The sequence below is a fragment of the Streptomyces mesophilus genome (assembly GCF_011044995.1).
GTDB lineage: Bacteria > Actinomycetota > Actinomycetes > Streptomycetales > Streptomycetaceae > Streptomyces > Streptomyces mesophilus.
In genome coordinates this window covers 24,255-37,196 of record NZ_JAAKZW010000052.1, presented here as the reverse complement: position 1 = coordinate 37,196, position 12,942 = coordinate 24,255, and the positions used below count along the sequence as shown (strand labels likewise).

Genomic DNA, 12,942 nt, shown 5'->3' with positions numbered 1-12,942 from the left:
CCGCCCCCGGCCACCCCGGCCTCGACCGCACAGCACCGGCCCACGCTGGACCACAGTGCGCCGCCGGGTGCGTGCGATCTGGTGACCGTGCCGACGCGGCAGGGTCTCGAAGCCGTGGACATCCTGCGCCGCGGCGCCCCCGCGGTCGGCCCCGTCCTGCACGACGACAGCCACGACACCCTCGGCTTCGTGGTGCCGGCCGGTACGGCCGACGGCTGGGACCTTCCGGGCTCCGCCTGTACGCAGACCGCCGGCCGCGGACTGCCCCTCGCGTCACCGTCCGCACCGGACACGGGAGCGGGCTGGCTGCTGCCGCCGACCGACGGGGATCAGGTGACGGATCCGGCGGCTCTGCGCGAGGCGCTCGGCGAGGCGGCGCGGATGATCGCCGCCGCGGACGGATGCCGCGAATAGCCGGACGGGTGGTGCGAACGGCGGACGGCCCCCTTGCAAAAACGGTCCGGCACCACCCCGCCGAAGCCCACCCGCACCCGGCATCGCACCCCTGGTGTCAGTGGGAAATGCGAGACTCTCGCAGGTGAGCGAAATCCCGACCCCCACCGTGCCGCTGCGCGCCCGGCTGGCCACCCTGCGCGGGCCCGACACCCTGCCCAAGGCCCTGGACGCCCGGGCGCTTGCCGCCCTCGCGGCCAACCCCGGCTGCCGCAGGCGCGCGTTGCTCGACGGCGCCGGGGTGGACAAGTCCGCGCTGGCCGAGGCGCTCGGTTCGCCGTCCGGGTTCGGTCAGTCGCAGTTCGCGTTCATCCGCGGCAATGCCTTCGAAGCCAGGGTCAAGGCGGACGGCGGCGCCGAGCTGCTGCGCCTGGCCCACCAGCGCCTCGGCGGCCCCGAGCCCACCGCGGGCACCTCCCATGTGCCCGACCTGACCGCCGTCGGCCCCGAGGGCCGCGCCGCCCGCACGGCGCTCGCGCTGCGGGACGCCGAAGCGGGTGCCTGGACGCTGCTCGACCACCCGATGGTCGCGCTCGACGTCGCCGGTTCGCCCGCGTTCCTGGAGCCGGACGCCGTCGTGGTGCACCCCGACGGCCGCTGGACGGTCGTCGAGATCAAGTCCTTCCCGATGATCGACGGTTCGGCCGACGCGGCGAAGGTCGGCGCCGCCGCCCGCCAGGCCGCGGTCTATGTGCTCGCCCTCGAGCAGATCGCCGCCCGCCTCGACCCGTCCCCCGAGGTCGGCCACGGCATCCTGCTCGTCTGCCCCAAGGACTTCTCCAACCTGCCCACGGCCTCGGTCGTCGACGTACGCAAGCAACGGGCCGTGACCGGCCGCCAATTGGCCCGTCTGACCCGTATCGAGGACATCGCCGGCACCCTCGCGCCGGGCACGACCTTCGCCCTCGAACAGCCCGCCGAGCAGCTGACCACCGCCGTCGAGTCGGTGCCCGCCACGTACGCACCGGAGTGCCTGGCCGCCTGCGAGCTCGCCTTCCACTGCCGCGACCGGGCCCGCGAACGCGGTGCGGTGACCGCGCTCGGCCGCTCGCTCCGCGGCGATCTCGGCGAACTGACCACGGTGGACGCGGTGTTGTCCGCCGCCCGCGGCGAGAGCGGCGACCCGGCCGACCCCGCGGTCGCCGCGCTCCGCCGGGCCGCCGCCCTGCGCGCGGAGGCCCTCGCGGTGTCGGCGCCCGCTCCCCGTACAGAAGAGGCAGCAGTCGTACGGGAGGAAGGCGCCGCATGTCGTTGATCTCCACCTTGGCGCGGCTCGAAGCGGTGCAGAGCGGGCGGGCGCAGCCGACCGCCACCGTGCGGCACCGGCGGCTGTCCGAACGGCCCCTTGTCTTCGTGCCGTTGACCACCGCGGGCGAGGCCGGCGCTCCGCTCGGCGCGCTGGTCGGCACCGACCGCGAGCGGCCGCGGCTGCTCGTCGTACCGCAGCCGCGCGACCGCGAGCTGCGGTTCGCGTTCCTGGCCGAACTGGCCGAGGAACTGCTGCCGTACGTGGAGTCCTTCGCCGGCGAGACCCAGGCGGAGACACGCAACGAGACCGACCCGGAGACCGGCAAGAAGGTCAAAGTCGAGGTCGAACTGTGCGTGGACGCACCGCAGTTGATCGTGCCGAGCAGGGCCGGTGTGGAGTTCGTACGGCTGCTCGGGCGCTCCATGCGTTTCCGGCGGACCGCCGAGCAGGACCCGGACACGCCCTATCCCGCGCCGCCGCGGGTGCCGTTGCTGGGGCGGTGGCTGACGCACTTCGGCGAGCGGGCCCATGTGCCGGGTTCCGCGCAGCTCCTGGCGATGACCGAGCTGCTCGGCCGGCACTGGGCGACGGGGCAGTCCAGCCTGGAGGACCAGCATCTGGGGGCGCTGCTCGCGTGGATCGACCCGCCGGACGGGTCGAGCGGCGCACAGGCGGCGTTCGAGGCCGAGCTGGGCCGGGACAAGGAGGGCCAGCTGCTGTGCCCGCCCGCCGGGCCCGCCACCGATCCGGCTTTCGACAACCGGCTGCTCGCGCCCGCCATCGAGCGCTTCGACCGGGCCCGCACCGCGTTGCAGGCGGCCGAGGACGGCCTGGACGCGGACGACCGGCTCGGTGAACTGTCCGCCGCGCAAAGGGAGATCGCCTCGCTGATCGAGAGCCGCACCCGGCCCACCTGGGACGCGGTCTGGCGCGGCATCGACCTGCTGCGCACGCTGCCCGAGGCTCCGCGCAGCGCCGAGCGCTGGACCCGCGACCTGTGGTCGTACACCGGCCACCGCGACCGCGTCCTGGCCGGTGAGCCCCCGCAGCCGCGCCGCGACGACGCGGTCACCGCGGCCCGCAAGCTGCAGCGGCGCGAGGAGGCCCAGGCCCGGCTCGAGGCGCAGGAGGCGCTGGACGATCCGCTGGTCATGGCCGGGCGGCGGCTCACCGGGGAGGCCTTCACCGGCGAGGTCACCGACGCGGTGATGGCGTACAGCGAGGACAAGCGTCCACGGCCGCGCCCGCTGATCACCGTATGCACGCAGGACCAGCCGCATCTCGGTGCGGGCGCCAAGGTCTACCGGTCACTCCAAGGCAAGCCGCAGTCCGCCGAGTTCGTCGGGTACGACGACGAGGGCGGCGTCGTGCTGCGGATCCTGGACAAGATGGGGCGCGGCAAGGAGCCCGACGAAGGCTCCGTACCCGCGAAGGGCGACCGGCTGTGCTGGACGCTCTTCGAACACGACGCGCGCGGCGGCGCGAAGCTGCCCGACGCCGAGCAGACCCCGTGGACGCACGGCGGCCCGCCGGGTGAGCCGACGGCCGAACAACCCGACCCGCTGACCTCGGAGGACGTGCTGTGACCGGCTCTCCTTCTGCTTTCGATCCTTCTGCTTTCGATCCGTCCGCGGCCGCCGCGGAGGCGACCACCGCGATCCTGCGGGACACCCTGCACGGCACGGACCGCGGTGTGGTCGTCGACTCCCCGCCCGGCGCCGGCAAGTCGACCCTCGTGGTGAACACGGCGCTCGAACTGGCCGCCGCGGGACGCCCTTTGATGGTGGTCGCCCAGACCAACGCCCAGGTCGACGACCTGGTCCTGCGCCTGGCCGAGAAGAACCCCGACCTGCCCGTCGGCCGGCTGCACAGCAGCGACGCCGACGCCTACGACAAGGCCCTCGACGAGCTCCCCCAGGTCCGTACGTCCTCGAAGGCCGGTGACCTGGCCGGCCTGGACGTGGTCCTGTCGACCGCCGCGAAGTGGGCGCACGTCAAGGACGTGGAGCCGTGGCAGCACGCCATCGTCGACGAGGCGTACCAGATGCGCTCGGACGCGCTGCTGGCCGTCGCGGGGCTCTTCGAACGTGCGCTGTTCGTGGGCGACCCGGGCCAGTTGGACCCCTTCTCCATCGTCGGCTCCGAGCAGTGGGCGGGTCTGTCGTACGACCCTTCGGCCAGCGCGGTCAGCACCCTGCTCGCCCACAACCCGCACCTCCCCCAGCACCGCCTGCCGGTCTCCTGGCGCCTGCCCGCGTCCGCGGCGCCGCTGATCTCCGAGGCCTTCTACCCGTTCACGAAGTTCCGCAGCGGCACTTCGCACGGCGACCGCGCCCTGAGCTTCGGCGTCACGGGCGACGGCAGCGCGCACGACCGCGTGCTCGACGAGGCCGCGGTCTCCGGCTGGGGCCTGCTCGAACTGCCGGCGCGGCATACTCCGCGTACCGACCCGGAGGCCGTACGGGCGCTGGCCCAGGTGGTCCGCCGGCTCCTCGACCGCGGCGGCGTCACCGTCAGCGAGCGCTCACCGGATCCGGCGCCGCTCACCGCGGACCGTATCGCCGTCGGCACCGCCCATCGCGACCAGGCCGCCGCGGTCCGAACGGCCTTGGCCGAGCTTGGAGTTCAGGGCGTCACCGTCGACACGGCCAACCGGTTGCAGGGCCGCGAGTACGACGTGACGGTCGTGCTCCATCCGCTCTCCGGCCGCCCCGATGCCACGGCCTTCCATCTGGAGACGGGCCGCTTGTGCGTGCTCGCATCGCGGCACCGGCACGCGTGCATCGTGGTGTGCCGGGCCGGGGTCGCCGAGCTGCTCGACGAGCATCCGTCGACCGAGCCGGTGCAGCTGGGCGTCACGGTGAAATTCCCGGACGGCTGGGACGCGAACCACACGGTGCTTTCCCATCTGGGCGAGCACCGAGTCTCCTGCCACCCATAGTTCGCAGTACGAATTACGGTGTTACGCTGCCCGCGTGGGCGAAAAAGACGAAAAGGGCAACAGCCGGCTCGGCGTGGTGGCCGCACTGGTGCAGTCGTCGTTCCTGGTGAACGCCGTGTACGCGGAGTCGGCCCGGGAGTACGGACTCACCCCGCAGCAGGGGCAGTTGCTGTGCGTACTGATGGCGCGGTCGTACGGGATGAGCGAGTTGGGCTCGGTGCTGCGGCTGGCCAAGTCCAGCCTGACCGGACTTGTCGACCGGACGGCCCGCAACGGCCTCGTGCAGCGCGAACCGGACCCCGAGGACAGCCGCGCGGTGCGCGTGGCTCTGACCCCGCAAGGGGCCGGCCTCGCAAGGGACTTCTACGACGAGACGTGCCGCCGCATCGACCGGCTGCCCGACGGCCTGACGGCCGAGGAGCGCGAACTTCTCGCCGGACTGCTCGGCCGGGTCGTGCGCGACAACGAGGTCCCCGAGGTGTTTCTGCGTACGGACGGCGGCGCGGGATAACGGGAAACAGTTGAAGTTCGTAGTGCGAACTAATAAAGTTCGCACTACGAACTCAAAACTTCCCGTGGAGGCGTCGCACCATGTCCGCACCCGTACCCGCCCTCCCCTTGTTCGGCTTCGGAGCACACAGCACCCTCGACGAAGGGCCCGAGCTGCTCCGCATGGTGCAGCAGGCCGACCGTGACGGGCTCGATCACTTCTCGCTCTCCGACCACCCGTATCTCGGCGATCGTCTGGACGCGTACGCCACGATCGCGTTCCTGCTCGGCCGTACGCGGCACATCGCCGGCTTCGCCAACGTCACCAATCCGACCCGGCCGCCCGCGATGCTGGCGCGCACGCTCACCTCGCTGTCCGCGCTGAGCGAGGGCCGCGTGATCCTGGGGATGGGCGCGGGCGGGATCTGGGACCGGATCGCCGACATGGGCGTCGAGAAGCTCACGCCGGCTCAGGCCGTCGAGGCCTTCGAGGAGGCCATCGTCCTGGTCAGGAAGCTCTCGGGCGGGGGCGCCCCGGTCACCTTCGAGGGCAGGCACTTCCAGGTGCACGAGATCGCGCCGTCCGCGGTGGCCGCTCCCCCGGTGTGGACGGGCTCGGTGGGCCGCAAGTCCCTCGCCGTCACGGGCCGCGTGGCCGACGGCTGGATCCCGGGCCATGCGGCGGACTGGCTCAGCGAGCGCTACCGCAGCTCGCGCCCGGTGATCGACGAGGCCGCCCGCGCGGCCGGCCGCGCACCCGCCGACATCGCCACGGTCTTCAACCTCCCCGGCCGCATCACGGACGCCCCGCTCCCCGCCACCAGGGATGCCGAGGGGCGGTGGCTCGGCGGCAGCGTCGCGCAGTGGACCGAGGAGCTGACCTCGGCGGCCCTCGACCACGGCGCCGCGGGGTTCACGCTCTTCTCGCCCAAGGGCGGCACGCCGGACGCGGTCTCGGTGACGCGCTGGTCCACGGAGATCGCGCCGGCGGTACGGGAGGCCGTGGCGAAGGAACGGCAGGTCAGTCCCTGAGCTCGCCCCGCAGCAGCCCGCGCCCGAACTCGACCATCTTCTTCGCATAGTCCTCGGTCCACTCCGCACGCTCCGCGATCGCCGCCGGCGTCAGCCGGTCAAAGCGATGCGGGTCGGCCAGCTGGGCCGCGGCGATGGCCTGGAACTCGATGGCGCGGTCGGTCGCGGCGCGGAACGCGAGGGTCAGCTCCGTGGCGCGCGCGAGCAGCTCCCGGGGGTCCTCGACCGACTCCAGGTCGAAGAAGTGCTCCGGGTCGGCGGCGGCTGTGGTGGGCTCGAAAAGCAGGGGCGCCGGGCGCAGTCGCCGCTGTGTCCGCTCGGGTTCCGCCATGCCGGTCCTTCCGTCGCCAGTGTCTCCCGACCCTCACCATTCCCCGAGGGCCGCCTTCCATTGTCCCGGGTCCCGCAAGAGGGCCTCACCGGTGCGGCGGTGTGCGGCGGTGTGCGGCGGTGGCATATGCCGGGCGGACGGTACTGCACCGACGGGGCGGGCGTCCCGGAAATCCGTAACCCCGTGAGTCCGGACGCTCACCGGCGGTACATGTAGATGCCATGAGCACTCGTCTGACCAGTAAGCAGTCCGTCGAAGCGCACGCCGGATTCGTGACGCCCGAGGGCGCCGCGTGGCTGGCATCCGCGACCTCGTATCCGCGCTCCACGCTCGCCCTGTGGGAGGCGCGGCCGACCGCCCCCGTGGTCCTCCCGTGCGGGACCGCCTTCGATGTCGTGAGCGTCCCGGCGGTCTTCGGCCGCAGGATGCTGGACCGACTGTGGGAGGAGGGCCCGGGCTCCGGGCCCGTCGCCACGTACCGCGGCCGGACGCTGATCTTCGCCGCCCCGGGCACCGCGCACCGGCTGCCGTCGCTGCTCGCGTGGGAGGAGTGGGGCGAGGCGGTGCCGACGCCGCTGTGCCACGGGATCGGGGACGCGGTGACGGTCCCGGCGCCGGCCGGGACCCCGCCGAGCCGCACCGACTCGCGCTGGCTGGTGGCCCCGGACACCCGTCACCCGTGGCTGCCCGGGCCCGAGGTCCTGCTCTGGGCGGGCGTGAAGGCGGCCAGGTCCGCGGTCCGCATATCGATTTTTCCTCCCCCGGAATCGGATGCTAAGGTCTACGACGTCAGCAGGCGCCGCTAGCTCAGTTGGTTAGAGCAGCTGACTCTTAATCAGCGGGTCCGGGGTTCGAGTCCCTGGCGGCGCACGCGAGCGATGGCGAGGAATGTCCGCAGAAAGCGCGGACCTTCCTCGCCATCGTTGTTTTCTGCGCGGCTGCGCCGCGCGTTGTGGGGGCTTCGCCACCCACACCCCCGTCTCAAGCGATAGGGGGACCAATCGTCTAGGCGAAACGCCCAAATCGGACCGTCAGCGAGACAGATGGTCCCCCGACCAACTCACGCCGACGGAGACCCAGCCCTCAGATCGCCAGCGACAAAAGCACCGGCGCCGCCCCCCGGTTCAGCGTGTCCGCCGCGGCGCGTAGGCGGTGCGCATGCTCGACCGGCATCGAGAGGGCGAGGCAGCCGACTGCCGCGCCTGCCGTGATCGGGACCGCCGCGCAGACCGTGCCGACCGCGTACTCCTGGAGGTCGAGGACGGGCACCGTGGGCGGCTGGGCGTCGAGGCGGCTGAAGAGCAGGCGCTCGTTGGTGATGGTGCGCGAGGTCAGGCGGGCCGGCTTGTGGCGGGACAGGTGGTCCCGGCGGCCGTTCATGTCGAGCTGCGTCAGGAGCGATTTGCCGACCGCGCTCGCGTGGGCCGCCGAGCGGAAGTCCACCCACTCGTTGACGGCCGGAGTGCCGGGCCCGGCCGCGTACTGCGTGATACGGACCTCGCCGTCGATGTAACGGCTGATGTAGACGGCCGCGCCGACCGAGTCGCGCAGCCGGTCGAGCGTCACCTGGAGCTGGTCCGTGATGGCCTGCTGGCGGTCGGGGGACGCGGAGCCGAGCCGGGAGAGCGCGTCGCCGGTGAGGTAAGCGCCGTCGGTGTCCTGCTGGACATAGCCCTCACGGCGCAGCATGAGAAGCAAGGCGGACAACTGCTTTGCGGGCAGGCGGGTTTCGCGGGCGATCTGGACATCCGTCACGCCCGCAGCGTGCCGCGCCACGGTTTCGAGCACGCGCAAGGCGTGCTGCACCGAGTGGAACGGCGCGGTCGAGTCAGGCTTCAGCGCCACGGTTTCCCCCTGCATGGACCGGTTCCGGACAGCTGGGCTCGGTACCACGATAGCTGCCAAACAGGTTGCATGGAGGGGCTGTTGACGAGATTGATGGCGCGCTCCCGGCGGCGGACAGGCCGCCTGTCCAGGAGCGCGCCACTCTGGCATATGCCACAGTCACAGGCTCGCGCCACTGGCTCGATGATTGTGCCGCTCACCGAGCTGCTGACGATCACTCACTCAGTGAAGTCACAGGACTGCGCTGAGGAATTCACGGGTGCGCTCGTGATCAGGATCACCGAACATCTTCTCCGGGGAGCCCGATTCGATGACCTTGCCGCCGTCGAACATCAGCACTTGGTCCGAGATGTCCCGGGCGAAGTTCATCTCGTGGGTCACGCAGAGCATCGTGATGTCGGTGGTACGCGCGACATCCCTGAGGACGTCGAGGACACCCGCGACCAGCTCCGGGTCGAGCGCGGAGGTCACCTCGTCGAGCAGCAGCACCTGCGGCCGCATCGCCAACGCACGGGCGATCGCGACGCGTTGCTGCTGGCCGCCGGAGAGCCGCGACGGGTACTCGTTGCACCGGTCGGCGAGCCCGACCATGTCGAGCAGCTCGCGGGCCCGGGTCTCCGCCTCGTCCTTGGACAGGCCGAGCACCTGGACCGGGGCCTCCATGACGTTCTGCAGGACGCGCATGTTGGGGAAGAGGTTGAACTGCTGGAAGACCATCCCGATGTTCTTGCGGACCTCGCGGATGTGCTTCTCGCCGGCCGGCACCAGCTTGCCGCCGCGCTCCTCGTGCGTGAGGTAGTCGCCGTTCACCTTGATGGTGCCCTCGTCGGGCTTCACCAGGGTCATGAGCAACCGCAGGATCGTGGTCTTGCCGGAGCCGGACGGGCCGATCAGCGTGACGTGCTTGCCGGAGTCCACCGAGAAGCACAGGTTGTCGAGGACCGTGTTGCCGGCGAAGCGCTTGGTGACCTTGTCGAAGCGGATCAGTTCGCTGCCGTCGACGGCCGGGTTGACATCGGTAGGTGCGGTTTCAGCGGACAAGACGACGCTCCAGGACTCGGAGAAGAACAGATGCCGGGTAGGCGATGACGATGAAGGCGATGCCGACCACGCTGATCGCCTCGAAGGTGAAGGTCTCGTTGCTGAACCCACGCGCCTCGCCGAGCATTTCGAGGGCGCCGATGGCGGCCAGCTGAGGGGATTCCTTCAGCATCACGATCACGTAGTTGCCGAGCGCGGGGACCACCCGGCGCACGGCCTGCGGCAGGATCACCGCGGTCCACGTACGGGTCTTGGGCAGGCTGAGCGCGGTGGCCGCCTCCCACTGGCCGACGGGCACGCCCTCGATACCGGCCCGGTAGACCTCGCTCGTATACGTGGAGTAGTGCAGGCCGAGGCCGACGATGCCCGTGACGAGCGGGGACATCGACGGGCCCCATGAGGGCACCACGTAGAAGAGGAAGAACAGCTGGACCAGAAGCGGGGTGTTGCGGATGAACTCCGTGAACACCGCCACGGGCCAGCGGATCCAGGCCTGCGGGGCGCGCAGCGCGACCGCCCACACGAGGCCGAGGACGAAGGCGATGAGCGCACCGCCGGCCAGGGCCTGCAGGGTGACGAGGACGCCGTCCCAGAACCGCGGCATGAACGCGTCGACGTTGGACCAGTCCCAGCTCACTTGGCACCCCCAGTACCCGCCGTGCCCGCAGTGCCGGTCACGGCGTCGATGGCCCCGCGCTCGCGCAGGCCGCCGAGGAGGCCGCCCTTCGGCGGCGCCTGGCCGAGCTTGGCCTTGGCGCGCCGTTCGAGCAGGCGCATCCCGCGGGTGAGCAGGAAGGCGAGGACGAAGTAGACGACGAGCAGCAGGGTGTAGACGGGCGCGCTGTCACCCGTCACCAGGCGCTGCAGGTTCCCCGCGAAGGTCATGTCGGCGACGATGATCAGCGAGACGAGCGAGGTGCCCTTGAGCAGCTCGATCAGAAGGTTGTTGAACGGCGGCAGCATCTCGGGCCAGGCCTGCGGGATCTCGATCCGGCGCAGTCGCTGCACGCGCGTGAAGTTCAGGGCGATACCGGCCTCGCGCTGGGCGGGCGGCACGGCTTGGAGCGCGCCGCGCACGATCTCGGATCCGTACGCCCCGTAGGTCATGCCGAGGGCGATGACGCCGGCGGCCATGCCGATGAACTTGATCTGGAACAGCATCGGGACCGTGAACGCGATCCAGAACATGAAGACCAGCGAGGACGTGGAACGAAAGACCTCGAAGTAGATGCCGGCCAGGATGCGCACGATCTTGCTCGGTGCGGTGCGGGCCAGGCCGATCACGAAGGAGATCACAAAGGCGAGAGCGGCGCTGAGGAAGGTGACCTGGACCGTGATCCAGACACCCGGCAGGAACCAGCTCTTGAAGAACTCCGCGGTCATCATCAGGCGCCTCCCCCTGCGGCGGGCGGGCAGAGTTTCTCGACGGTGAGGTCGGTCATCTCGTCCTGGGTGAAGCCGAACGGCTTGACCACGCGCAGGAGTTCGCCGCTCTCCTTCATCTTCAGGAGCTCTTCGTTGAAGGCGTCGCGCAGGTTCTTCTCGGAGAGACGGAACGCGAACCCGCCCGCGCCGTAAGCCGGTTCACCGTCGACGATCGGCTGGAAGGGCTCCGTCGCCTCGACGCCGCTCTTGCCCTTCACCACTTCCTTGACGGTGACGTTCGTCCCGGCGAAGGCATCGACGCGCCCCTGGCGTACGGCATCGAGGCCGGCCACCTGGTCGGGCAGCACCATGACCTCCTTGACGCCGTTGGCCTTGGCGTAGTCGATCTCGGCGTAGGCCGTGCCGCTGGCCAGCTTCAGGCCCTTCTTGGCTATGTCCTCATAGGTCTTGATGCCATGCGGGTTGCCCGCCTTCACGATGAAGGAGTCGAGCATGAGGTAGTCGGGGTCGGAGAACAGCACCTGCTCGCAGCGGTCCGGGTTGATGTACATGCCGGCGGACACCACGTCGAACTGCTGGGCCTGGGTGAGCCCCGGGATCAGCGCGCCGAACTCGGTCGGCACCGCCTTGACCTTGGGGATGCCGAGCCGGGGAAAGATGACCTTGGCGATTTCCGGCGCCTCGCCGGTGACGTCGCCGTTCTCGTCGATGTAGCCGAAGGGGACCTCGCCGGCGACACCGATCCGTACCGTGCCGGCATCCCTCAGCCGATCGAGCAGGTCACCACCCTCCACTTTGCCCGGCTCCGGCACGCGACTGCACGCGGTGACGCCCAGCGTCCCCAGAGCCGCCGCGCCCGCGAGCAGGGACCGGCGGCGCAGTGCGCGACCAGCCCAAGGCGTGCGAAGACCTTGCGCCTGACGGTCTTTCCCGTAGTTGTTCCCAAGTGGTGGAGCCATGGCCGCGCGGCTACCCGAAGTCATTCGAGGTATGCCGATTAATTTCAGCCCCGATACGGACGGGGCGTTCTCACTTATGCACAAGGGGGTGTTGACCAAGGGGAGACGATGAAGAGATGACGGCACTGACAGAACGCCACATCGAAGTGTCCCTGGACAAGCGCGGTGTCCGCTGCACCGCCCGGCTCCTGACCGAGAAGGCCCCGGTGACCTGCGCGGCCGTCTGGGACGCGCTGCCACTCGGGTCACCCGTGTATCACGCCAAATATGCCCGTAACGAGATCTACGCCCTTTTCCCCGCCTTCGCCGAAAAGGAGCCGCCGCTGGAGAATCCCACGGTGACTCCGATTCCCGGCGACCTGTGCTATTTCACCTTTTCCGATACGGAATTGGGGACAAGTGCGTATGGATACGACACCGAGCAGCGCGGCACGGTCGTCGATCTCGCCCTGTTCTACGAACGCAACAACCTGCTGCTCAACGGCGATGTCGGCTGGGTCCCCGGCATCGTCTGGGGCCAGATCATCGACGGCCTCGACCGCATGGCCGACGCCTGCCAGGACCTGTGGCGGGCGGGGGCACTCGGCGAGACGCTGAGCTTCCGGCGGCTGTAGCGGCGCGGGCCCGGCCGCCGGAGCGTCAGGCGGCCGGGCCGCCCGCGTTGCGGATCAGCTGCTTGAGGACCTTGACCGTGGTGACGTAATCCGCGTCGTCGATGCCCGCGTGCAAGGCGCCGCGGATCGCCGGGGTGTTGCGCCGGAGTTCGACGCGGGTCCGCTCACCCAGCTCGGTCAGCCACAGCCGGTCCTCGGTGTCCCTGGTCAGCCACCCGCGCGCGACGAGCACCTCGGCCTCGGCGGCGAGATCGTCCTCGGGCCGGAGGTAGGACGCCATGGCCGCCCGCAGTGCGGCGAGGGTCATGCCCTCGCCGTCGGGCGAGATGTCGTTCACCGAGAGGTTGCGCAGCAGCCAGAACTGGGGCTGGGTATACCCCTTCTCGGCCTGCCGGGCCCGGATGTACGCGATGGCCGCCTCGTGGGCGACACCGGTCCAGTACGCGACGGGCTGACCGGCCAGTTCGGCGTCGGACATCTCCTGGGTGCTGGTCATGGCTGTCCCCTCCAGGTGCTGCGGTGCGGCGCCCGCTCTCTGCGCGGCCTTACGGAAAACGTAGGACCTCAAGTGCGGTTGAGGGCAAGCACGCCCGGGCGCCGGA

Annotated in this window: 15 protein-coding genes and 1 tRNA gene; 9 read left to right on the top strand and 7 right to left on the bottom strand. The window is 70.6% G+C overall.

What is annotated here, in order from left to right; translation table 11 throughout:
- The 6 genes from G6045_RS15455 to G6045_RS15430 all read left to right on the top strand — a co-directional run.
- Positions 1-414, top strand: a 414-nt coding sequence (locus G6045_RS15455) for a hypothetical protein (protein WP_165332516.1), incomplete at its 5' end; no start/stop codon positions are given.
- A gap of 133 nt (positions 415-547) precedes the next feature.
- Entirely contained in the window at positions 548-1,708 is a 1,161-nt protein-coding gene (locus tag G6045_RS15450; protein ID WP_408056335.1) for a hypothetical protein, read from the top strand.
- Positions 1,699-3,288: a cytochrome c oxidase assembly protein gene (locus G6045_RS15445; RefSeq protein ID WP_165332514.1), complete on the top strand. Its 1,590-nt coding sequence runs from the start codon at positions 1,699-1,701 to the stop codon at positions 3,286-3,288. Before G6045_RS15450 ends, G6045_RS15445 begins: the two co-directional genes overlap by 10 nt.
- On the top strand, positions 3,285-4,643 hold the full coding sequence (locus G6045_RS15440) for an AAA domain-containing protein (protein WP_165332513.1): 1,359 nt from the start codon (positions 3,285-3,287) through the stop codon (positions 4,641-4,643). Before G6045_RS15445 ends, G6045_RS15440 begins: the two co-directional genes overlap by 4 nt.
- A gap of 34 nt (positions 4,644-4,677) precedes the next feature.
- Entirely contained in the window at positions 4,678-5,154 is a 477-nt protein-coding gene (locus tag G6045_RS15435) for a MarR family winged helix-turn-helix transcriptional regulator (protein ID WP_328707788.1), read from the top strand.
- An 80-nt stretch (positions 5,155-5,234) separates the two neighbouring features.
- Positions 5,235-6,164: an LLM class flavin-dependent oxidoreductase gene (locus tag G6045_RS15430; protein ID WP_165332512.1), complete on the top strand. Its 930-nt coding sequence runs from the start codon at positions 5,235-5,237 to the stop codon at positions 6,162-6,164.
- On the opposite strand, the gene G6045_RS15425 is transcribed toward G6045_RS15430, so the two are convergent.
- Positions 6,154-6,495, bottom strand: coding sequence for a hypothetical protein (locus G6045_RS15425; protein ID WP_165332511.1), 342 nt, complete (start codon positions 6,493-6,495; stop codon positions 6,154-6,156). The genes G6045_RS15430 and G6045_RS15425 overlap by 11 nt on opposite strands.
- A gap of 221 nt (positions 6,496-6,716) precedes the next feature.
- Between G6045_RS15425 and G6045_RS15420 the strand changes: the two genes are divergently transcribed.
- Both G6045_RS15420 and G6045_RS15415 read left to right on the top strand, forming a co-directional pair.
- Positions 6,717-7,301, top strand: a complete 585-nt coding sequence (locus tag G6045_RS15420; RefSeq protein ID WP_165332510.1) for a bifunctional DNA primase/polymerase — start codon at positions 6,717-6,719, stop codon at positions 7,299-7,301.
- Positions 7,292-7,365 (top strand) — tRNA-Lys (locus G6045_RS15415). Before G6045_RS15420 ends, G6045_RS15415 begins: the two co-directional genes overlap by 10 nt.
- 213 nt (positions 7,366-7,578) lie before the next feature.
- Here the strand turns inward: G6045_RS15415 and G6045_RS15410 are convergent.
- From G6045_RS15410 to ehuB, 5 genes are all read right to left on the bottom strand, one after another.
- Entirely contained in the window at positions 7,579-8,340 is a 762-nt protein-coding gene (locus tag G6045_RS15410; protein WP_165332509.1) for an IclR family transcriptional regulator, read from the bottom strand.
- A 231-nt stretch (positions 8,341-8,571) separates the two neighbouring features.
- Positions 8,572-9,381: an ectoine/hydroxyectoine ABC transporter ATP-binding protein EhuA gene (gene ehuA / locus G6045_RS15405; RefSeq protein ID WP_165332508.1), complete on the bottom strand. Its 810-nt coding sequence runs from the start codon at positions 9,379-9,381 to the stop codon at positions 8,572-8,574.
- Entirely contained in the window at positions 9,371-10,018 is a 648-nt protein-coding gene (gene ehuD / locus G6045_RS15400) for an ectoine/hydroxyectoine ABC transporter permease subunit EhuD (protein WP_165332507.1), read from the bottom strand. The genes ehuA and ehuD overlap by 11 nt, the downstream gene beginning before the upstream one ends.
- Positions 10,015-10,764, bottom strand: coding sequence for an ectoine/hydroxyectoine ABC transporter permease subunit EhuC (gene ehuC / locus G6045_RS15395; protein ID WP_206343771.1), 750 nt, complete (start codon positions 10,762-10,764; stop codon positions 10,015-10,017). Before ehuC ends, ehuD begins: the two co-directional genes overlap by 4 nt.
- A gap of 2 nt (positions 10,765-10,766) precedes the next feature.
- Positions 10,767-11,726 (bottom strand): ectoine/hydroxyectoine ABC transporter substrate-binding protein EhuB, encoded by a 960-nt coding sequence (gene ehuB, locus G6045_RS15390; RefSeq protein WP_165332520.1) that lies wholly within the window; start codon positions 11,724-11,726, stop codon positions 10,767-10,769.
- A gap of 125 nt (positions 11,727-11,851) precedes the next feature.
- Here ehuB and G6045_RS15385 point away from each other — a divergent pair, with 125 nt between their 5' ends.
- Positions 11,852-12,340, top strand: coding sequence for a DUF3830 family protein (locus G6045_RS15385; RefSeq protein ID WP_165332519.1), 489 nt, complete (start codon positions 11,852-11,854; stop codon positions 12,338-12,340).
- A 25-nt stretch (positions 12,341-12,365) separates the two neighbouring features.
- On the opposite strand, the gene G6045_RS15380 is transcribed toward G6045_RS15385, so the two are convergent.
- Positions 12,366-12,836, bottom strand: coding sequence for a MarR family transcriptional regulator (locus G6045_RS15380; protein WP_165332505.1), 471 nt, complete (start codon positions 12,834-12,836; stop codon positions 12,366-12,368).
- Positions 12,837-12,942: the final 106 nt, after the last annotated feature.

Excerpts from the sequence above, each read along its gene's own strand:
- G6045_RS15445 (WP_165332514.1), top strand. The coding sequence starts at position 1,699 with ATGTCGTTGATCTCCACCTTGGCGCGGCTCGAAGCGGTGCAGAGCGGG.
- G6045_RS15430 (WP_165332512.1), top strand. The coding sequence starts at position 5,235 with ATGTCCGCACCCGTACCCGCCCTCCCCTTGTTCGGCTTCGGAGCACAC.
- G6045_RS15425 (WP_165332511.1), bottom strand. The coding sequence starts at position 6,495 with ATGGCGGAACCCGAGCGGACACAGCGGCGACTGCGCCCGGCGCCCCTG.
- G6045_RS15420 (WP_165332510.1), top strand. The coding sequence starts at position 6,717 with ATGAGCACTCGTCTGACCAGTAAGCAGTCCGTCGAAGCGCACGCCGGA.
- ehuC (WP_206343771.1), bottom strand. The coding sequence starts at position 10,764 with ATGACCGCGGAGTTCTTCAAGAGCTGGTTCCTGCCGGGTGTCTGGATC.
- ehuB (WP_165332520.1), bottom strand. The coding sequence starts at position 11,726 with ATGGCTCCACCACTTGGGAACAACTACGGGAAAGACCGTCAGGCGCAA.
- G6045_RS15380 (WP_165332505.1), bottom strand. The coding sequence starts at position 12,836 with ATGACCAGCACCCAGGAGATGTCCGACGCCGAACTGGCCGGTCAGCCC.